This is a genomic window from Aliivibrio sp. 1S175, assembly GCF_001690985.1.
Taxonomy (GTDB): Bacteria; Pseudomonadota; Gammaproteobacteria; order Enterobacterales; family Vibrionaceae; genus Aliivibrio.
The window spans coordinates 292,299-314,247 of sequence record NZ_MAJS01000013.1; the positions used below are offsets into that span (position 1 = coordinate 292,299).

17 protein-coding genes are annotated in these 21,949 nt (G+C 38.1%); 11 read left to right on the plus strand and 6 right to left on the minus strand.

Going from position 1 to position 21,949, the window contains the following annotated elements:
* The first annotated feature begins 19 nt into the window (after nucleotides 1-19).
* From ectB to A6E06_RS07690, 3 genes are all read left to right on the plus strand, one after another.
* A complete protein-coding gene (ectB, locus tag A6E06_RS07680; RefSeq protein ID WP_065593042.1) occupies nucleotides 20-1,285 on the plus strand; it encodes a diaminobutyrate--2-oxoglutarate transaminase in 1,266 nt (421 codons plus the stop codon).
* Between the two features lie 14 nt (nucleotides 1,286-1,299).
* On the plus strand, nucleotides 1,300-1,686 hold the full coding sequence (locus tag A6E06_RS07685; RefSeq protein WP_065593043.1) for an ectoine synthase: 387 nt from the start codon (nucleotides 1,300-1,302) through the stop codon (nucleotides 1,684-1,686).
* Between the two features lie 113 nt (nucleotides 1,687-1,799).
* Complete coding sequence (locus tag A6E06_RS07690) at nucleotides 1,800-3,230, plus strand: aspartate kinase (RefSeq protein ID WP_065593044.1); 1,431 nt, start codon at nucleotides 1,800-1,802, stop codon at nucleotides 3,228-3,230.
* Between the two features lie 36 nt (nucleotides 3,231-3,266).
* Here A6E06_RS07690 and A6E06_RS07695 read toward each other — a convergent pair whose 3' ends face one another.
* Nucleotides 3,267-4,154, minus strand: a complete 888-nt coding sequence (locus A6E06_RS07695; RefSeq protein ID WP_065593045.1) for a LysR family transcriptional regulator — start codon at nucleotides 4,152-4,154, stop codon at nucleotides 3,267-3,269.
* 147 nt (nucleotides 4,155-4,301) lie between these two features.
* Between A6E06_RS07695 and A6E06_RS07700 the strand changes: the two genes are divergently transcribed.
* The 5 genes from A6E06_RS07700 (at nucleotide 4,302) to A6E06_RS07720 (ending at nucleotide 10,693) form a co-directional block, all read left to right on the plus strand.
* Nucleotides 4,302-4,739 (plus strand): PACE efflux transporter, encoded by a 438-nt coding sequence (locus tag A6E06_RS07700; protein WP_065593046.1) that lies wholly within the window; start codon nucleotides 4,302-4,304, stop codon nucleotides 4,737-4,739.
* Nucleotides 4,740-5,038: 299 nt separating this feature from the next.
* Nucleotides 5,039-6,172 (plus strand): GGDEF domain-containing protein, encoded by a 1,134-nt coding sequence (locus A6E06_RS07705; protein ID WP_065593047.1) that lies wholly within the window; start codon nucleotides 5,039-5,041, stop codon nucleotides 6,170-6,172.
* 528 nt (nucleotides 6,173-6,700) lie between these two features.
* Entirely contained in the window at nucleotides 6,701-7,720 is a 1,020-nt protein-coding gene (locus A6E06_RS07710) for an HlyD family secretion protein (RefSeq protein WP_065593048.1), read from the plus strand.
* 20 nt (nucleotides 7,721-7,740) lie between these two features.
* Nucleotides 7,741-9,285 (plus strand): DHA2 family efflux MFS transporter permease subunit, encoded by a 1,545-nt coding sequence (locus tag A6E06_RS07715; protein ID WP_065593049.1) that lies wholly within the window; start codon nucleotides 7,741-7,743, stop codon nucleotides 9,283-9,285.
* Nucleotides 9,286-9,709: 424 nt separating this feature from the next.
* Nucleotides 9,710-10,693 (plus strand): carbamate kinase, encoded by a 984-nt coding sequence (locus A6E06_RS07720; RefSeq protein WP_065593050.1) that lies wholly within the window; start codon nucleotides 9,710-9,712, stop codon nucleotides 10,691-10,693.
* 79 nt (nucleotides 10,694-10,772) lie between these two features.
* Here the strand turns inward: A6E06_RS07720 and A6E06_RS07725 are convergent, their stop codons facing one another.
* From A6E06_RS07725 to A6E06_RS07745, 5 genes are all read right to left on the minus strand, one after another.
* Nucleotides 10,773-11,570 carry a Cof-type HAD-IIB family hydrolase gene (locus tag A6E06_RS07725; protein ID WP_065593051.1) on the minus strand — a complete coding sequence of 266 codons (798 nt, stop codon included), beginning with the start codon at nucleotides 11,568-11,570 and terminating at the stop codon, nucleotides 10,773-10,775.
* A gap of 184 nt (nucleotides 11,571-11,754) precedes the next feature.
* Complete coding sequence (locus tag A6E06_RS07730; RefSeq protein WP_065593052.1) at nucleotides 11,755-14,907, minus strand: efflux RND transporter permease subunit; 3,153 nt, start codon at nucleotides 14,905-14,907, stop codon at nucleotides 11,755-11,757.
* A 1-nt stretch (nucleotide 14,908) separates the two neighbouring features.
* A complete protein-coding gene (locus A6E06_RS07735) occupies nucleotides 14,909-16,027 on the minus strand; it encodes an efflux RND transporter periplasmic adaptor subunit (protein WP_065593053.1) in 1,119 nt (372 codons plus the stop codon).
* Nucleotides 16,028-16,204: 177 nt separating this feature from the next.
* The gene (gene rlmF / locus A6E06_RS07740; RefSeq protein ID WP_176703455.1) at nucleotides 16,205-17,131 is read right to left on the minus strand and encodes a 23S rRNA (adenine(1618)-N(6))-methyltransferase RlmF; all 927 of its coding nucleotides are present in this window, start codon (nucleotides 17,129-17,131) and stop codon (nucleotides 16,205-16,207) included.
* A gap of 240 nt (nucleotides 17,132-17,371) precedes the next feature.
* Nucleotides 17,372-17,728: a YibL family ribosome-associated protein gene (locus tag A6E06_RS07745; RefSeq protein ID WP_065593055.1), complete on the minus strand. Its 357-nt coding sequence runs from the start codon at nucleotides 17,726-17,728 to the stop codon at nucleotides 17,372-17,374.
* An 86-nt stretch (nucleotides 17,729-17,814) separates the two neighbouring features.
* Here A6E06_RS07745 and arfB point away from each other — a divergent pair, with 86 nt between their 5' ends.
* The 3 genes from arfB to A6E06_RS07760 all read left to right on the plus strand — a co-directional run bounded on the left by arfB (nucleotide 17,815) and on the right by A6E06_RS07760 (nucleotide 21,903).
* On the plus strand, nucleotides 17,815-18,228 hold the full coding sequence (arfB, locus tag A6E06_RS07750; protein ID WP_065593056.1) for an alternative ribosome rescue aminoacyl-tRNA hydrolase ArfB: 414 nt from the start codon (nucleotides 17,815-17,817) through the stop codon (nucleotides 18,226-18,228).
* Nucleotides 18,228-20,147: an ATP-dependent DNA helicase RecQ gene (locus A6E06_RS07755; RefSeq protein WP_065593057.1), complete on the plus strand. Its 1,920-nt coding sequence runs from the start codon at nucleotides 18,228-18,230 to the stop codon at nucleotides 20,145-20,147. The genes arfB and A6E06_RS07755 overlap by 1 nt, the downstream gene beginning before the upstream one ends.
* Before the next feature lie 112 nt (nucleotides 20,148-20,259).
* Nucleotides 20,260-21,903 (plus strand): DUF342 domain-containing protein, encoded by a 1,644-nt coding sequence (locus tag A6E06_RS07760; protein WP_065593058.1) that lies wholly within the window; start codon nucleotides 20,260-20,262, stop codon nucleotides 21,901-21,903.
* Nucleotides 21,904-21,949 lie beyond the last annotated feature (46 nt).

A 21,949-nucleotide genomic window follows, 5' to 3' on the forward strand; every position in this document is an offset into this window, starting at 1 on the left:
AATCATAAACGGACTCATCATGAATATTTTCAAGAAGCAAGAATCACAAGTACGTTCATACTCAAACAGTTTTCCAGTTATCTTTCAAAAAGCAAAAGGATGTTGGCTAGAAACCGAAAGCGGCGAACGTTACTTAGACTTCCTTGCTGGAGCCGGATCACTCAACTACGGTCACAACAACCCAGTCTTAAAGCAAGCTTTACTTGAATACATCGAAACAGATGGTATTACTCACGGCTTAGATATGCACTCAAGTGCAAAAGCCACTTTCTTGAATGCATTGAATAACTATATTCTTGAACCTAGAGATCTAGATTATAAGGTTCAGTTTACCGGTCCTACCGGAACCAATGCCGTTGAGGCCGCTTTAAAACTGGCACGTAAAGTCACCAATCGAACTAACATTGTTGCCTTCACTAATGGTTTCCACGGTTGTACTGCTGGTGCATTAGCTGCAACAGGGAATCAACACCATCGTCAAGGTGCTGGCTTTAGTTTAAACAACGTCACTCGTATTCCTTTTGAAGGTTATGCAGGCATTGATGGGCTTAACCTGTTTGAAACTATGCTATCTGATAACTCAAGTGGCTTAGACAAACCCGCAGCTGTACTGTTAGAAACCGTACAAGGTGAAGGAGGGTTAAACGTTGCCTCAAATCAATGGCTACAACGTTTAAGCAAGATTTGTAAAGCCAACGATATTCTAATGATTGTTGATGATATTCAAGCTGGTTGTGGTCGTACAGGTACTTTCTTTAGCTTTGAACCATCAGGAATTAAACCAGATATGATCACGTTATCAAAATCAATCGGTGGTTATGGTTTACCAATGGCGGTTGTACTACTGAAACCTGAATTAGACGAATGGAAACCGGGTGAGCATAACGGTACTTTCCGTGGTAATAATCATGCCTTCATCACCGCAGCTAAAGCACTAGAGATCTACTGGTCAAATTCAAATTTTGAAGAGCATATTAAACAGATCTCTCAGAAGGTCAGTGATGTCATTCTTCGTGCCGTAAAACGTTACCCTAAGCTGTTTGTTCAGCAAAAAGGCCGCGGGATGATGATTGGTATTGAATGTAAAAACGGCATTATCTCAAGTGACATTGCTAAAGATTGCTTTAAAAACGGCATGATCATTGAAACCGCAGGTCCATCTGATGAAGTTGTTAAATTCTTTTGTCCACTAACGATTACAGACGCAGAATTAGACAAAGGATTAACCATCTTTGAAAACGCAATTGACAATATTGCAGAAAAACACTTCAAAAAAGCATCTTAATCAGGGACGAAAAAATGATTGTTAGAACATTAGACAAATGTCGTGACAGCGAACGACGCGTAGCATCAGAAACATGGGAAAGCGTAAGAATGTTGTTGAAAGATGACAACATGGGCTTCTCGTTTCACATTACGACAATTTACGAAAATACTGAAACACATATTCATTATAAGAATCACTTAGAGTCAGTATATTGCATGAGTGGCGAAGGCGAAATTGAAGTCATTGGCGGCGAAACTTACCCAATAAAACCAGGGACACTATACATTCTTGATAAGCACGATGAACACTATTTACGAGCTTACAAAAATAAAGAAATGGTGATGGCGTGTGTTTTCAACCCACCAATTACAGGTGCTGAAGTACACGATGAAAATGGGGTTTATCCTATTCTTGATTAATATATAGAGGTCATTCTCTATGTATTACTCTTCATCGATTATGCATATTACCTACCTGGATAAGCACTTATTCAGGTTAGTCTCTTCTTTTAAAAGTCAAAAAGGACTTACCCATGACTTATACCGTAGAAAAAATCGGCGGTACTTCTATGACTGCATTTGATGCAGTACTAGACAATATATTTCTTCGTCCACAAAATCCATATAACCGTGTTTTTGTTGTTTCTGCTTATGGTGGGATCACTGACTCCCTCCTTGAATGTAAAAAAACAAGTAAACCGGGTGTTTATCAACTGATCGCTAAGCGAGATGACAGCTGGGAAGAAGCATTAGCTTATGTAGAGAAACGTATGCTACTAACTAATGAGCATATTTTCATTGATCCACTCAACCGCATCAGAGCAGATAAATTCATTTGCTCTCGTATTAAAGAAGCAAAAAATTGCATTACAAATATTCTTGAGACTTGTCAGTATGGGCAGTTTTCATTACGTCGTTATTTACCTCAGGTAAGAGAGTTTCTCTCTTCAATTGGTGAGGCTCACAGCGCTTATAATACGGCACTAAAACTAAAAACAATGGGTATCAATGCCAAATTTGTTGACCTATCAGGCTGGGATAATCAAATTCCAAGAACATTAGATGAAACCATCATTGATGTATTTAAAGACATTGATGTTACGACAGAACTTCCAATCGTTACCGGTTACGCTTATTGCAAAGAAGGCTTAATGGGTACATACGATCGCGGTTACAGTGAAATGACGTTCAGTCGTATTGCTTCTCTAACTAACGCAGATTTGGCTATTATCCATAAAGAATATCACTTGAGTTCTGCTGATCCCCGTGTTGTAGGCACTGATAAAGTATTTCCTATCGGACGTACCAACTATGACGTAGCCGATCAATTAGCTAATTTAGGTATGGAAGCCATCCATCCGAATGCCGCTGCAGGGCTTCGTGAAAGCGACATTGAGATACAAATTAAAAACACCTTTGAGCCAGAACATAAAGGCACTTTGATTTCATCGGAATATCACCCAGAAACAAACAAAGTGGAGATCATTGCAGGCAAAGAAAAAGTGTTCGCTTTGCACCTCTTTGACCAAGCGATGGTTGGCCAAGTCGATAACGTAGGTTATGAGTTAATGGAAATCATCTCTGATGCCCGCGTTAATTTAATTGGTAAAGAAATGAATGCAAATTCAATTACCTATTATCTTGGTGGAAGCACTGAAAGTCTTAATAAACTGTTATATAAAGCAGAAAAACGTTATCCAAAAGCGTCAATTAAGGGACGAATGGTGGCATTAATTTCAGTCATTGGATCTCAAATTGATACTAACAAAGCACTGGCAAAAGGCGTTTTATCATTAATGAATAATGACGTAACTCCCGTTGCCCTACACGCTTCTATGCGTAACGTAAACGTGCAATTTGTAGTAAGTGATAAGGATTATAAAAAATCAATACAAGCACTTCATCACGAGTTCTGTGAAGATGTTACCGCCACCACAACGCTAAAAACGAGTCAGGTTGCTTAACGCAATTTTATTCAATTTAAGATAAACAGTCCTATTTTAAAGGGCTGTTTTATTTAATTTTTTCAATGATACTAGCACCTCCTCTAATACTGGACCAAAACCGTGGCTACGAGAAACTAAGCATCCCATAGGGGTTAGCCACCCATCAAACTCATGCGCAACGGGCAACGCGACTAACTTCTTTTGTTCTAATAAATGCATAACCGTATGTTCTGGCACCACTGTCCAACCTAGCCCTTTACACGCAAGTTCTATCAAGGTTTGGTGGCTGTTTCCATACCATAACTTTGAACTTATTCCATAACTGAACCACAATTCTTTACGCTTTGAACTTCGATGCACTAACTGTCGCTGCCCCTTTAATGCAGTATCACTCACTACTGATAATTTTGTTAATTCATGTTCTGGTGAGACTACCGTAAGAAAACGTACATGACCTAACGTAAAGAAATCCATATCTACTTTAAGCTCACCATCGGCATACACAATACCCACTTGTGCTTTACCTTTTTTAACTAGTTCTTCTACATCAAAAGTAGATGTCGTAATTATTTCAAAATCGGTTACTGGAAATTTATTTGCTAAACCGGCCAATATTTGAAGTAGGCTATCAGTTAATAAACTCTCATCTACTGCAATGATAAGTTCATATTCATGATCTCTTTCTAATGATTCCACTTTCTGATCAAAATATTTCTGTTGATGCAAAATAGATTGAGCAATCGGTAATAACGCCTTGCCTTTCTCTGTCAGCACTGGCGTATTCTTCTTTCGATTAAACAGCTCTTGGTTGATTGAGATCTCTAAGTTTGCAATAGACTGACTCACACCTGATTGTGCACGTTTTAATTGACGAGCAGCTGCCGAGAACGATCCACACTCACACACGGTGACAAAAATTTTTAATTGCTCAAAACTGTACATGCATTTGGCTCAATGAATAAAAAGAAAGATATAAAACCTAAACTATCACGATTCGTGATAGGTGTTAACTTTATCTCTTTTAACCGCTCTTTATAATCGCTGATTCATTATTTTTAAATGTATCAATAAACATTAAGAGTTATCGCTATGAAAACAACTGAACGTATTTTCCACGCTGTATTATTTGAAGTATTAGCTGTATCACTGTCTATTCTTGGGTTAGCTATTTTTACTAATCACGATGTTACTTCTCTATCAGGAACGATGATAGTTATTGCCACTATCGCGATGATTTGGAATTTTATTTATAACTGGATTTTCGATCAATTCTTCACAGGCGAGAAAACACAACGCACTCTTTCTTTGCGTATCTTCCACGTTGTATTATTTGAATTAGGGTTATTGTTCGTGACTGTTCCCGTAATGGCTTACTTATTAAATGTAAGTATCTGGGAGGCTTTTGTAATGGATATCGGCGTAACTATTTTCATCACCATTTACGCATTCACCTTTAACTGGGTATATGACAATGTAAGAGCAGTATTGATGAGAAGAATGACGAGAGAAAACTCGTTAACTGTATAAGCTACATTTATTGGCTCTCGGCTAAAAACATATTCCATGCCTTATATCTAACAAGAGCAATCATCTTCAATTTAAGTGAGTAAAATGGGATTTAACTCACTTTATTGATATAAAAATCAATAAGTTATATATATAAATAAAATTAAAAAACCAAATAAAACACAACAATAAAACATAATGGCAACTGGTAAGTTACATATTTACCCTTACATTTGAAAATTTAAGACGTAAATCACAATATTACTGTCATAAAAATGAGACTTTATGATACTACGTACTTTCTCGTACAAGGTGTTTATATGGATATTAGCACTCTTTCTATTGTTAGTGTTTTCTTATCAGCAGTGCTGAGTCTCAGCTTGTTTTTAGGGTATAAGTATATGTTTAATGAGAAAATAAAGGGTGTAAACTATATCTCTTTTGCATTTTTTTTACTTACCTTAAGCATTTTACCAATCAGTTTAGGCTACACCCAAACTTCCTGTAACATCGTATTCTTATCAAATAGCTTATATGTAATCGCTGTATCCCTATTAACTTTAGGCATTTCCTTTATTAGGATACCAAAAAAAAGCCCCCTTTTATCCTGCTCTGTTATTTCAATAATAACGATACTTTCCTTTGCTTACTTCACATACATTACACCATCCATAAACGCGAGAATAGAAATCAGAAGTATCTTTATACTAATTATGGGATGCATTGGGATCTATATTAATAAAAATGGACAAATTAAAGATAATCAAGCGCCCTTACTGCTACTAAACCTAATATTCAGTATAAATATAATCGCAATGACGCTACGCTTAATATGGGTTTATACTGAAAGGCCAATTATTCACTATCTCAGTATTTCAGAAGTTCATAAAATTGCTTATATATTAGTGATAATCACAATCATAGCAATTAGCTTTACTGTCTTTTGGATACTTACTGAACGCCTGATATCCAAAATTCATAAAACGTCTATTACTGATGAACTCACAAAACTTTATAACAGAAAAGGATTAAAAGAATTTTTAACTACGCTCTTACCAATGAATAAAAATGCATCTCTTTCTATCATATTGGCAGACATCGATAAGTTTAAATTAATTAACGATACCTACGGGCATGATTGTGGCGATTTAGTTATTGAGAATTTTGCAAAAATCATTCGAGAGCAATGTAGAAATAACGAAATATGTGTGCGTTATGGTGGTGATGAATTCCTAATAATCTCACAGGACCCTCCCCAAAATACTTCTATGAAAATAACCAATAGAATACAACAAGCGGTTTCCACACAATCGATAAATTCTATCACTTATAGTGTTAGCTTCGGTTTAGCAAAAATGACAGTGAATGATGATTGGAATGGTCTTATGAAACGTGTTGATAATGCCTTATATACAGCTAAAGCCAATGGACGAGACTGTCTAGTACAAACCTAATCTATAACTGCCAATGTAAACGTTTGCCTAAATTTATATCGAACAATGATTTTATTTACTATCTAATCCTTTAAAATATTATTTATATTTAAAGCTAGACATTTTACAAAATGAGGCACATTCTGAAGCAAGAATCTGGAACATAACCTAGAAACATAGATAGTATAGCCATGAAAAATAATAAATTTAATCCTTACTTCCCGCTTAACCACGTAACGACGACCTCTCTGGTACTCACCTAAACTCGGCCTAAGGCTGATATAAAAATAAATAGTAACTTAAGGTTTTATTATTTTCCATTTAACAATGGGGGATATTTATTATCTGAATTATGGTTAATTATATTCATTCTTATTTAAGATAAATATAACCGAAGAGTTACAACGCATTTATTAAAATAATAGCTAATAAATAAAGCTTAATTTATACAGTAATAATTTATTAATTTTAAATTAATGGCTTGGTTATTTTCATTATAAATACACCGCAACTTATTAAGTAAATAATACGTCAAATCTAGGATAAAAAATGAACAATAAAAACACTCATTTCGCTCGAAACTTACTTGTTGCTGGGTGCGCCACCGCAGGGCTTATTACTGCTGGTTATTTTTACGTTAAGCATCAAGAACAATTTCCAAACACTGATGATGCTTATGTTCACGCTAATATTGTATATATTGCACCGCAAGTCAGTGGCAAAGTCATTACGACAGATGCAACAGACTATACCACGGTAAGTAAAGGGGATTTATTAGTACAAATTGACCCTGCTCCATATCAAGCAAAACTTGATGAAGCAAAAGCCGCTTATGAAATCGCAACATCAAACAACGCAGCCACAGACGATGCAATATTAGCGGCCAGTGCAGATGTAAAAAGTGCGATGGCGACACTGAGTGATGCTCAGGTTTCGTATAAAAGAATCAAGAAATTAGCAGCGAAAAATTTACTTCCAGAGCAAACCTTAGATGATGCTCGTCAGAAATTATCATCCGCAGAAAACAATGTCACCGCAACAAGAGCCCATATGTCTCAGCTAATCAAATCTCAAGGAGCAAAAGGTGAGGCCTCTCCTGAAGTGAAAAAAGCGGCAGCAGCATTAAGCCAAGCGAGTTTATCGCTTTCATATACGAATATCTTTGCTGACCATGATGGAACGTTAGGCAAAGTTGAAGTTCATCCAGGTAGTGTTGTTGTACCCGGACAAGCATTAACTCCTCTTGTAGAAGCTCATTCGTATTGGGTACAAGCCAACTTTAAAGAGACTCATGTAGGCCGTATAACAAAAGGCATGAAGGCCACTATCACCTTAGATCTTTATCCTAATGTTAAATACGTCGGCACTATCGAAGCAATTTCTCCAGCCAGTGGCGCTTCATTTTCATTACTTCCTCCAGAAAACGCAACGGGCAACTGGGTGAAAGTACCGCAACGCTTCCCGGTTCGCATTAAGTTAGATAGTGATCAAAACAAACTGACGTTTCCTTTACGTGTAGGTGCTAGCGCATCAGTAACGGTTGATACATTAGCGGCTCTCGCGAAATAACCGGCAAAAAGGAAACCATCATGACCAATGTCATTACATCGGCAGAACAAAGCTTGAAGGATAAAGGCGATTCTAAACGAACGTTAGTCACCCTCGCGATTATGCTTTCAGCCATCATGGTATTGCTTGATATGACCATTGCTAATGTTGCCCTTCCACACATGATGGGCGCATTAGGAGTCACTTCAGAGCAAGTCACATGGGTACTAACTTCCTACTCAATGGCTGAGGCTATCTTTATTCCTCTTGCTAGCTTTTTAGCTCTTAAAATAGGCGTCAGGAAACTACTATTAGTTTCTGTGTCTGGTTTTATTATCACCTCTGCGTTATGTGGTCAGGCTGATTCATTGGCTGAAATGGTCACTTTTCGGATCATGCAGGGGGCATTTGGCGCCTCTGTTATTCCATTATCACAATCAATCATGATTCAAATTTATCCACCAGAACAACGTGGTAAAGCGATGGCGTTGTTTAGTGTTGGGATATTACTCGGCCCCATTCTTGGCCCAACATTGGGTGGGATAATTACTCAGAATATGGATTGGCGATGGATCTTTTATGTCAACCTTCCTGTTGGGCTTATTTGTTTATCTTTAATTTTCTTCTATGTGAAAATTGAAAATAAAGGTCAGACTAAAATTGATTGGCCTATTGTAATAGGCATGGCATTAGGGATTGGTTTATTGCAAATGGTACTTGATCAGGGGAATGAAAAAGGCTGGTTTAGTTCTAATTTGATTCTTTTTTCATCTATTATTAGTGCTATCGCTATTGCTTATTTTGTTCGACGTTCATTCAAAATTAAAGGGGATATTGCTCCTATATGGCTACTAAAAGATCGAAATTTAGCCGTATCTTGCTTAGTAATGGCAGGGTTTGCAATGGGCATGTTTGGTATTACCCAGTTACAACCCATGATGTTAGAGCAATTGCTAAATTACCCTGTTGATACGACAGGTATTGCAATGGCTCCCAGAGGACTAACCTCCGCAATTGTATTAATCATGCTTGCGGGATACATGGATAAACTAAATACAAAAATGTTGATTGTTGTGGGTTTACTGCTCAACGCGTACGGCACGTATTTAATGATGAAATATTCATTAAATATCGATATGTTTTGGATTTTGCTCCCTAGTATAATCCAAGGCGCGGGCATGGGGTTGGTATTTTCACCATTAAGTCAACTGGCTTACTCTACGCTATCGAAACAAGATGCAGTGAGTGGCGCAGTTGTATTTAACTTGTTCCGAACTATTGGCGGGTCATTTGGTATTTCGATAGTGAATACTTACTTCAGCCGAATGGAACAAAAAGAATGGAATTCACTCGGTGGCGACCTCACATTAAGCAATCCAATACTACAACAAGCGGCTCATTCTCAAGGACATCAAATTACTGATCCTTCGTTCTTGGTCCAAATACAAGCGTTACTGCATCAACAATCGACAATGATGGCGTTCGTATCTACCTTTGGGTTTATATTAGTCTCGTATTTATTGCTTATTCCTTTCATTGCTTTATTTAAGAAAAAACGACACATCACAAACAATCATTATAATTAACAAGCCAAACACCGTAAGTGACCACTCACTTACGGCGTTCTTTTATACTTATAATTAGCATAACTTCCTTACTCGAATGTATCTATATTAGCGATAATGTATCAGTAACAATAAAAAGAATATTCATCTACATGAATCCTCTTACCAGTTAAATATATCACCTACAAGCTAAGTATGAGAGATTAAACCATGAAACAACTGGTTACATATATTTATTACTGATGTGATAAATATAATGCGTCACAAATATTTCCAGTATAGAATCCCCGCTCAATGTCCAGTCGGTGTCTTCGCTATATCTTTGCTTAAGAGCAAGGTGATGCTGAACACAGTAGATTTGTGATAAATAGACGCTGGCCAAACTTACTCAACAAGAAGTGAGATTTGGTGATAACAGCAATGATGCGGCATTGAGAGAAGAAAAATGAGTCTTACAACAATAAAACCTACCATTGTTATTGCCTTAGGTGGTAATGCTTTATTACGTCGCGGTCAGGTCCTTTCTTATGAAAACCAACTTGAAAACGTGAAGGTTGCAGCAAAATCGATTGCTAAACTAAGTAAAGATTACCGTATTGCTATTGTTCATGGCAATGGCCCACAAGTTGGTTTATTAAGCCAACAAAACGATGCTTTTGATGCAGTACCATCTTACCCTTTAAGTTGTTTAGTTGCCGAATCCCAAGGGATGATAGCCACTATGATTGCACAAGAATTGCGTAATCTCGTTGATTGTAACGTAACAACCATTCTTACTCATGTTGACGTAGATAAAGCAGATCCCGCCTTTAATGACCCAATGAAATACATTGGCCAAGTCTATTCAGAATCAGAAGCAAAAGCACTTGCCGAAGAGTTTGATTGGTCTATCCGCCAAGACGGTGATTATTTTAGACGTGTTGTTGCCTCTCCTTCCCCTAAAAATATCCGTGAAAGTGAGTTAATCTCATTAGCTTTGCAACATGATCACATTGTTATTTGTTGTGGCGGTGGCGGTATCCCTGTTTGTACAGATCAGCATGGTATTACGACAAATATTGATTGTGTGATTGATAAAGATTCAACGGCCTCATTGCTCTCTCAGCAAATATCTGCTGACTACTTCTTAATTTTAACTGATGGCGATGGTGTCTTTTTTCATTACGGAAAACCAAACCAAGTTAAATTAGACATAGCGACAACTGAAGAACTAAAAGGCTATCCTTTTGATAAAGGGTCTATGCAGCCTAAAATTGATGCCATGATAAATTACGTAGAAAGCGTAGATATATCTATTGGTATCATTACCGATTTGCATTTAGCACTAGAGGCTCTTAATGGAAGTGCGGGGACTAAAATCGTCAAAGAAAAATTTTATGATGATGCACTTTCTCATAATCAAAATGATGATGAGTTGATCTCAGCTTAGCGGGGGGCTCAATTCAAACTAAAAAAGCCCTAACATATTATTAGGGCTTTAATATCAAGTAAGTATAGTTATAAATCATTTACAACACGGTTTCTTTAATCACCGTAAACACGCCAGCCTCTTTGTTACTTGGCGCCATAAAGCGGGCTGTCTCTTTTACTTGCTGATGCGCATTTTCCATCGCATAAGAGTAGTAGCTCTCTTGCAGCATTTCTAAATCATTTAGGTAATCACCAAAGCTCATCGTCTCTTCAAAACTAAAACCAAGTGTATTTTGTAAATGTTTAATAGCGGCACCTTTTGAGGCTTCTGCATTCATTATATCTAACCAAATTTTAGCACTAACCACCACTTGGTGCGTCTCTCCAAATTTAGCGTTAATGGTTGGATAAACATGTTCTTCTGTGCCATCAAAATGACAAATCGCCACTTTAATAAACTCATCATCAACCGCAAGAAGATCGTCTACATATTGGCAACGTTGATAGTATTTTGAAAACTCAGCCAGCGCTTTTGGGTCTTGAGTTTCGATGTAGGCTGAATTTTTTCCGCAAAGTACAATCTGCGTACCTTTGATTGAACGTGCTGTTTGAATGATGTTAATTATCGACGGCGTGTCCATCGAGCAACTGTATAGCTCTTTACCTTGATGCATCACTAACGTGCCATTCTCCGCAATGAACATCATGCGATCTTTCACTGGCTCAAAGGTTTCTAATAAGCTGTAGTATTGACGTCCAGACGCCGCTGCAAACATGATGCCTTTATCTTCTAGTTGTTTATACAAATCGAAGAAACTTGGGTCTAATTGGCTCTGTTCATTAAGTAACGTGCCATCCATATCGGCAGCAATAAATTTTACATTGTGTTTTTGCATTGATCAGTACTCTGAGAAAAATTGAAGGCGTGAATCGATAAGAGTTGAGTATATACCTTAGCTTTCCTCGCTCCGAATGACTCTAGTTCAAAATGAGACCTTAATTTCAAGAAGCTCAAAAAGAAAAAGGAGCCACGAAGGCTCCTTTTGGGTTAATAACTTAATTCATTAATTTACTGTAAAGTTACTCATCATCGATTGGAACAAGCTTGGTACTGCCACCATGCAATCTTTCACGACGGCGTTGTACCATGGCATAGAAACCCGGGATAAGTAACGTACCAACCAATAACACACACAGTAAGCCGCCAATCAGTGACACACCCAGAGAGTTTTGGCTGATGTAACCCGCGCCTGATGCAAACACCAATGGCAGAATACCTAAGATGAATGACCACGATGTCATGTTAACCGCTCTGAATCGTAGACGACCGCCATTTACTGAAGCGTTATCTAAATCCGTCTCTTTCTCTTCACGCTCGTTTTTCGCAAACTCTACAATCAAGATGGCATTTTTTGCGGCCAAGGCGATTAAGAGAACCAAACCAATTTGAGCGTATAGATTCAATGGCATTCCGGCTAAATTCAAGGCGATAAAGGATCCTAATGTCGCCACAGGAACCACTAAAATGATCGCGAGTGGAATACTCCAACTCTCGTATTGTGCCACCATGAATAGATAGATAAAGATCAGTGCTAAGGCAAACGCATAAATCGCTTGGTTACCGGCTTTCACTTCTTGGTAAGCCATGCCTGTCCATTCGTATTGGTAACCGTGAGGAAGCACTTCTGCTGCTACACGCTCCATTGCTGCAATCGCATCACCACTTGAATAGCCTTCAGCTGGTTGGCCTTGAATAACGGCTGAACGATACATGTTATAACGCCATGCAACATCAGGCTCAAATACCGTATCATAAGTAACCAGTGTACTTAGTGGTACCATTTGACCAGAACTTGCACGAACATGGAATTTATCCAAATCGTCCATACTGCTGCGATACTCACTGTCCGCTTGCATCGTTACTTGGAAGTTCTTACCAAACATAGTGAAATCATTAACGTAAATCGAGCCTAAGTTGCCTTGCAGCGTCTGGAAGATAGAACCTAATGAAACCCCTAGTTGCTTAGCTTTTTCACGATTAATGTCCACATAGTAATGCGGAACATTGGCACGGAAAGTACTGAAGGTATATTGGATCTCAGGTTGCTGATTAGCCGTTTTAATAACGTCATTCATCACATTAGCTAAATCGGTACGGTTACGACCCAATGTATCTTCTAAAACAAATTCAAAACCAGAGGCTGCGCCCATACCCGGAACGGCGGGTGCACCCATCGCGAAGATCACCGCTTCTGGTAGTTCCATTGCAGCACGACCATTAATGCGATTGGTAATAGCGAATGAAGAGTTATCTCCCTCCATCTCATTACGTGCATCCCACGGTTTTAATTTCACAAACAATGACGCACCATTTGATGCAGCAGCACCCGTTAGAAATGCGTAACCATTTGCAACAGTAACACCATCAACACCTTGTTCTTGCTCTACAATCTCTAGTAATTTTGCAGACACTTCTTCAGTACGAGAAAGTGATGCTGAATCTGGTAACTGCACGTTAACCAGCAAGATCCCTTTATCTTCTTGAGGAACAAATGCCGTTGATGTGTTTTTCGCAAGGTAAGTTACCGAGCCAAGTGCAACAGCAAAGAACATCATCAAGATCATTGTTTTTCGAACAAAGAAGCCTGCAATATCACCGTATTTATTGGTTACATTATCTAGACCACGATTAAACGCTTTAAACCAACGAGCGGTATTATCGCCCCCCTGCTTTAGCACTAAAGAACACAATGCAGGCGAAAGCGTTAAGGCATTAATCGATGAGATAACAACAGCAATACAGATAGTTAATGCAAACTGTCGATACATAATGCCAGTAATCCCCGGTAACATTGCAACAGGGATAAACACCGCAAGCAAAACCAAGGTAGAGGTAACAATGGGTCCTGTTACTTCTTTCATTGCCATTAACGTCGCTTTTCTAGGACTTAATGAAGGGTCACGCTTCATGATGGTATCGACGTTTTCGATAACCAAAATAGCATCATCCACCACGATACCAATTGCCAAGATAAGACCAAATAACGTTACGGTATTAATCGTAAATCCCGTCATTAACATAACAGCAAACGTACCAATTAATGATACTGGAATGGCAACTACTGGAATCAAGGTGGCACGCGCACTGCCTAAGAACAGATACGTTACAGCAATAACCAATAGAATCGCTTCAATTAGGGTTTTAATTACCCCTTTGATAGACTCCGCAACAAATAGAGTGGTGTCATAACTGGTTTCATATGCCATGCCTTCAGGGAAGGTTACGCTGAGTTTATCCAGCATATCCATCACCGCTTGGCCACTTTCTAATGCATTTGCATCCGATTGAAGAGAAAGCGTTACAATAGACGCATCTTGTCCTCTAAATTGGCCATTACCATCGTAGAATTTTTTACCCAACTCTACACGAGCAATATCTTTTAGATAAACTGACGAACCATCATTATTAGCTCTAAGTACCACATGTTCAAATTCTTCAGCCGTTTCTAAACGCCCCTTTGTTACCAAGTTAAATTGCACATCTTGCGCACTTTCATAAGGCGCAGCACCAATTTTACCCGCGGCAACTTGTACGTTTTGTTCTGCTAATGCGGCTTGAACATCTGACGTAGTTAACCCTAAGTTAGTCATTTTATCTGGATCTAGCCAAACACGCATTGCGTATTCACCACCACCAATCACCCCAACTTCACTGATCCCGGTAACTCGTGCTAATTGATCTTTGATATTTAAATTAACGTAGTTAACCAAGAACTGATCATCGTACTTTCCATCAGGAGAATAAAAGTTCAGCACCATCAACAAGTCAGGCGAGCGTTTCTTAACGGTGACACCGACCATGCGTACTTCTTGCGGCAGTTTAGATTCTATCTGCGCCACTCGGTTCTGAACGTTGACTTGAGCCATGTCAGGATCAGTGCCCACATCAAAAGTGACATTCAAGGAATATGAACCATCATTGGCACTTTTAGAAGACATATAGATCATGTTTTCAACCCCATTGACCGAGGTTTCTATTGGATCGGCAATGGCTTGCTCTACTACCTCTGCACTTGCCCCTGTGTAGTACGCATTCACGCTTACCGAAGGTGGACTGATTTTTGGGTATTCCGCCACAGGAAGAATGGCTAGCGCAATCGCTCCGGCAAGAGTGAGAATAATAGAAATAACCAGAGCAAATTTAGGACGCTGTATAAAAAAACGACTTAACATATTAAGACCCCGTATTTTCTAAACGAACCTGAACACCATTTCGAACACGCTGTAATCCTTTCACTAACACTTGCTCGTTAGCCTCTAAACCAGAGCTAATGATCACCCCTTCTGGTAATTGCTTACCCAAGGTCACATTGCGTCTTTCTGCGATATTTCCTTCCGTTAATACCATCACAAAGCTGCCTTCTAAATCACTTTGCACCGCACGGCGTGGCGTAACAACTACGTTCGTTGGTTTCTTTTCACGCAGGTTTACGTTGATATGCTGACCAGGAAGTAATGTAAAATCAGGATTTTGAACCAACGCTCGAAGGGTTAATGTGCCTGTCGTTTGATCGATACGATTTCCGATGTAATCAATTTTACCTAAATGGTTATATTCTTTATCATTCTCAAGGTTCAGTACTACCTCTACTTGGTTTGAAGCACCAGAACCATCTCCCTTCACTTGATCTATTCCCATCAACAATCGTTCACGTTCACTGATAGTAAAACGAGTATGAATTGGGTCTAAGCTAACCAATGTAGTAAGTTCACCCGATGCAGAAGAAACCAAATCACCAATACTTACCTTACTGTCACTAATACGGCCAGAGAAAGGCGCGAGGATTGTCGTATAAGAAAGATTCACTTCTGCAAGTTTCAATTGCGCTTGAGCCGATTCAACCTGAGCTTCACCACTCAATAATTGAGCCGTTAAACCATCAAATTCAGCTTGGCTAATATTGCCTTTAGGGAGAAGATTCTTACCTCGTTGGAAATCAAGCTGTGCTTTTTTCAATTCAGCATTAGCTTGAGTAATACCTGCTTTTGCATTAGCGACTTGGGCTTCAAAAGAAGAAGGATCAATTTGGAAAAGTACATCGCCCTTAGTGACCATTTGGCCTTCTTTAAATGAGCGAGATTGAATGTAGCCAGAGACGTGAGCAACAATAGAAGCATCTTCCATTGCTTCAATACGGCCAATATAGGTTTTACCTTGTTGGTATTGGATTGATTCTACTGTATGAGCGGCAACCAAAGGGGCTTGAGGCGTTGTTTTTGTCGTTGCGTCATCACTACAACCAACGAGCAAAGCGGCACTAATCAAAGTGGCAAGAAGTGTTTTTGATTTCATAAAATAACCATTTAACTGTCGAATTATAAGTATTCTGACAGTTAAACGATTGAAATTATTAGATTAAAATTAGAGAGATTGTTACTGAATGTGTCTGTAATTTACGTTTAGTCAAATTTAGAAACGATTTACAACTAAATAACTGATATAAAACAGATTTAATCTAATTCTAAAAGCTTACAAATTTACATTCGCTTGGAATGTCCATGCTACAAAACGACTAATTTTATGACCTTGTGCCATATCAACCGTTTTAATAGTTTTTACACCTAATCGAGCAAGCTCTTGATACAATGCATCAACGTTTTCTTTCTTAGAGATTAATGTCGTAAACCATTGAACTTGCAGTGCAAACTCACAACTCTCTTTTGCCATTTTAGTAATGAACGCTAGCTCTCCACCTTCACACCAAAGCTCTGCTTTTTGACCTCCGAAGTTTAATTTTTTCACGCCTTTTAATTCATTATAAGCGTGTCCTTTCTTCGATTTACTTGTCGCTAAGTTCTGCTGTTTACGCTCTGATCCTGCTGTTGCTTCTTCTTCTGATGCATGGAACGGAGGGTTACACATCGTGAACGCAAATTCATCTTGTGACTTGATAATACCTCTAAAGATATTTTCTTCATTCTTTTGCTGACGACACTCAATACTCTTCTTCAGGCTTGGGTTATTGTTCGCAATGAACGACGCCATTTTTAATGCTTGAACATCAATATCAGAACCAACAAAGTTCCATTTGTATTCACGGTGACCAATGATAGGGTACACGCAGTTAGCGCCCACACCGATATCTAAACCACGAACGTTTTTACCTGTTGGGATCTCACCTTCATTAGTAATTGCAAGTAAATCAGCAATGTTATGAATGTAGTCAGCACGACCTGGGATTGGTGGACATAAGTAACCTTCAGGAATGTCCCAAAATGGTACATCGTAGAAATGAGCTAATAATGCTTTGTTCAATGCTTTAACAGCAAGAGGATCTGAAAAGTTGATTGATTCATTACCATATTGATTCGTTTCAACAAATGCTTTCAGTTCAGGAGACGTCGCAATCAGCGCAGGAAAATCATAACTTGCATTATGTTTATTGCGAGGATGCATAGATTTTTTAATCGGAGCTTCGTTATTATTCTTAGATGCCGATTGATTTTTTGAAAAATGAGAATGAGACATGTGAACTCAATGGTAATAAATAATGGCGGATATAATAGCTTATCTTCAACATAATTACTTTAAATAACGAAGATAAAGCCACGGGAAAATACGACTTTTGATGTATAAAAAAAGCACCCAATGTACGTAAACATTAGATGCTTCTTATTCAAGAATAAACTTTTTTAATTAGAATGCTTGAGGAGCAAAACCAGTCATTTCTTTAAGACCAAGTTCTCTGCCCAAAGCAGTCATTGGATGAACAATGACTAGGCCACGAACTGATTTTTTCAGCTTACCCATATCTGCTTGTTCAGCTTTAGTAATCGCACGTTTGAAATCAAGGTTACGAACTTCTGTTCCTTTATTCCCTGTTTCAAATTGCTTTTTACCATTTAATTTTGCAACTTTCTTTTCTAGCGTTTGGATTTCATGCAAAAACTGTTTAACGACAGGTTGATCGTCACGCTTTTGTGCAGCGTCTAAACGGTGCTTACAACGATCTAAACGGTTATGAATTTTTTGCAGTTCTTCTTTTACACTCATGAAATTACCTTAGTATTGAAAATGGTGCGTATCGACGCTACCTGATAGTATACCCTCTAATAGAAGTTCGATCATAGGTTTATTACATGTTAACCATTTCAAATTACGTTCAATTAGCCAGTTGGGAAATTGAACTCACCGCGATTAGAGCACAAGGTGCAGGTGGTCAGAATGTAAATAAGGTCTCAAGTGCGATTCATTTACGCTTTGATATCAATAACTCAACACTGCCCCCTTTCTATAAAGAACGACTTTTAAAAATGAAAGACAGTCGCATTACTAAAGAAGGGGTTATCGTAATTAAGGCTCAACAATTTAGAACGCAAGAAAAAAATAGAGAAGACGCACTTGAGCGTTTAAAGGTATTGATTCAATCTGCGGCTGAAACTCAAAAAGCACGCAGAGAAACAAAGCCAACACGTAATTCACAACGTAGACGTGTAGACAATAAGACCCAACATGGTCAAACAAAGAATATGAGAAAGAAGGTAGACTACTAATGACATATCAGCAGACGTTAAAAGATGTATTTGGTTTTGATTCTCTAAGAGGTGGCCAACAGCAAGTCATTGAAAAAGTACTTAATGGCCACTCGTCTGCTGCTATCTTCCCAACAGGTTCGGGGAAGTCTTTATGCTACCAATTGCCAGCACTTTTATTGCCTAATCTCACATTGGTTATTTCACCCTTACTTGCTTTGATGAAAGATCAAATTACCTTTTTAAAAAGTAAAGGCATTGCGGCAGCATCCATTGATTCAACCCAAACTCGCGAAGAAACCCAAGCCATATTACAAGGGGTAAGAAACGGCGACATCAAAATTTTGATGATTTCCGTTGAGCGCTTGAAAAATGAGCGTTTCCGTCAATTTATTGCACAGATCAACATTTCATTATTGGTCGTCGATGAAGCGCACTGTATCTCAGAATGGGGGCATAATTTTAGACCCGATTACCTCAAGCTCCCTCAAGACAGAGAGGCCTTAAATATTCCTCATGTATTACTCTTAACGGCAACGGCAACGCCTGCGGTTATTGAAGACATGAGTAAAAAGTTCAAAATAGACAAAGACGATATTGTAATCACCGGCTTCTATCGCCCTAATTTGGATATTTCAATTATCCCTGTAGAAGAAGAACAAAAGCGATCTGCTTTATTTGCCACTCTACAACAAAGACCAAATGAACCAAGTATTGTTTATGTCACGCTACAGCAAACGGCTGAGAACGTAGCTCAATGGTTACAAAGCAATGGCATTCAAGCAAAAGCCTACCATGCAGGTTTGAAACACGATATTAGAGAAGACATTCAACATAAATTCATGAATGGTGAGCTTAATTGTATCGTTGCAACGATTGCGTTTGGTATGGGGGTCGATAAATCGGATATTCGTCAAGTTATTCATTTTGATTTACCAAAATCTATTGAAAATTATTCACAAGAAATTGGACGAGCGGGCCGCGATGGAAATCCCTCTTTTTGTACTGTACTTGCTAATACCTCTGGTCTGAATGTTTTAGAAAACTTTGTTTATGGTGATACGCCAGACAGAGAAGCTATCCAATACGTATTAGATGATATCTATAAATCTTCGGATACATGGGAAACCCAACTGTTACGTCTATCTAAAGACAGTAATGTTCGTCAATTACCATTAAAAACACTGCTAGTTTATTTGGAACTCAAGCAAATCATCCAAGCAAAATACAGTTATTACGCAGATTATCGCTTCAAAACCTTAATCCCAGTGAATGATATTATTGGTAAATTTCAAACCGAGCGCCAACATTTTGTATCTACCATTTTTCAATGTTCTCCAAAATCAAGAACGTGGCATACCGTTGATTTTGATGCGCTTTGGATGGGATATCAAGGTGAGCGTAAACGTGTTATTTCTGCGTTAGATTACTTTCACGAACAAGGCTGGATAGAACTTGAAAGTAAGTTAATGACAGAGGTTTATCAAGTATTAAATAAAGTAGAGAGCACTCACGTACTTTCTCAAGAACAACATCAATTGTTCAAAAATAAAGAAGAAAGTGAAATTAAGCGTATTCATTCCATGCTCGATTTCTTTGAAACAAAAACATGCTTAAGCCATTCACTCGCCAATTATTTTGCTGACTTTAATGCCCCAATAGAATGCGGTCACTGTTCAGCTTGTCGCTCAGAAGGCGCTCATTTGCCAAGAAACAATACCTTCTTTGTTGCTGATGATGAACAAGTGAAACATTGGTGCCAAGAGTTACAGAATAACAGTAAAACTCCTCTTGCTAACGCTGTGTTTGCTCGATTTTTATGTGGTATACCAACCCCTCTGACAACAAAAATCAAAGCAAATAAAATGCAAGGCTATGCAAAATTCGAATCCAAACCTTTTTTTGAAGCACTTGAATTAGTAGGTAAATTAAACGGGTAAGTTATAAACTGTGAGCGTGTTTACACTTACTACACGCTCAGTGAACCCCATACGTTATAAGTGATAATATCATTTCTTAATGCTGAGATTTCAGTATCTATTGGGAGAGGATATGATCGAACATTGTTTACTATTTTCAGATAATAAATCTGCTGTCCATTTTACCGTTCCTGAAAACATGACCTTGAACCAATCTATTGAAGCTTCCGATATTCATCAAGCTTTATATTCTATCGGTGCCGGTCAGTTTTATCTTTTTGAAAAAGAAATAGAAACGATCATTTCTGCAATCAATACTGGCAATATTGCCTCTATCAATAATGTTTTGATTGCTCAACGCTTAAATGCTGAAATAGCCATCGATCTTCAAGAAAACGAAATGCTCGCTTCTATGACAGTAACTGGTGCTTATGGTGGGCACCCTTTACGTGCTCCTGAGATTATTGAAGTATTAAGTCATCATCATATCGTTAAGGGCATTAAAAAAGAAAATCTCAAAGCTCTTTTAATTAAAAGTAAAAATCTAGAACCAGGAGAAGTCTACTCAAATATTATCGCTTGTGGTCGAAGAGCCGAAGAAGGTCAAGATACCGTATTTGAACCTCTCGTTCCTAATATTAAAGAGCGCATATTACAACCGCAAGAAATGGAGGATGGTCATGTCGATATGCGTAACTTAGGAGATGTGATTAGCGTAAAGAAAAATACACCATTGATGAGACGCATACCTGCAACTCTCGGGATAAATGGCAACACGGTAACCGGAAAAATTATCACTGCTGCGCAAGGAAATGATATCCCCTTCACTCTTTTTCCTGGATCATTCGTATCCCAAAATGACCCTAATCTTCTTCTGTCTAATATTGATGGAACTCCTCTGATCCATCATGCAGGCGTTAGTATCAATAATTTACTTACCTTAAAAAGAGTCAACGCTACAACGGGCCATGTTTCATTTGAAGGCAGTATTTTTATACAAGAAGATATTGAATCAGGAATGAAAGTAACCGCTACCGGTTCTATTATTGTAGGCGGTTTTATTGAAAATGCTGAAGTAACGGCAAAGCATGATATAACCGTAATAAATGGCATTATAGGTCGGCCTGTACCAGAAGGGACTCCCTTAACTTGCATTGTAAATACTGAAGGTCAAATCACGACTAAACTCGCTCAAAACTCGCATTTGATGGCTCACAGTGATATTCGTATTACATTACATGCTAACCACTGCTTAGTCGAATCTTTAGGCTCTATTGTGGTCATTGATGAAACAGAAAAAAATGGAACAATAAGTGGCGGAAGCGTTACTGCAAACGGGTCAATAAAAACAGCGAATCTAGGTATTGAAGGGGGGGCTTATACTAAAGTTCATGCTTTCCATCATTTCAATACGCAAAAAGAAAACTTACATTTACTACAGAAACGTCTAGATGATGCAAACGCTCAAGTTGTAAAAATTGCACAAATAAATATTAGCCGACAACCTCCAGAATTAGCAGAAAAAATCCTTCGTTCAAAAGAAAAATCAACTCAAGATTTATTGGCTCTAAAATCTCAATTAGAGAAAGAACACATTATTTTTAATGCTCACTTAAGAGAAAGCCACATCTTTGTGACAAACAAAATTTTTCCTCGTGTTGATATTCAATTTAATACCGAGCACTTAATAACAAAACGTGAATATAGTCCCAGTAAAATATCTTACTCTGGTTATGAAATTAACATTGATCCCGTCATGATTAAGAAAAAAATATAATCTGACTTTTTATATTTTCCAAATCTTAGACAAAAAAATAGCATTG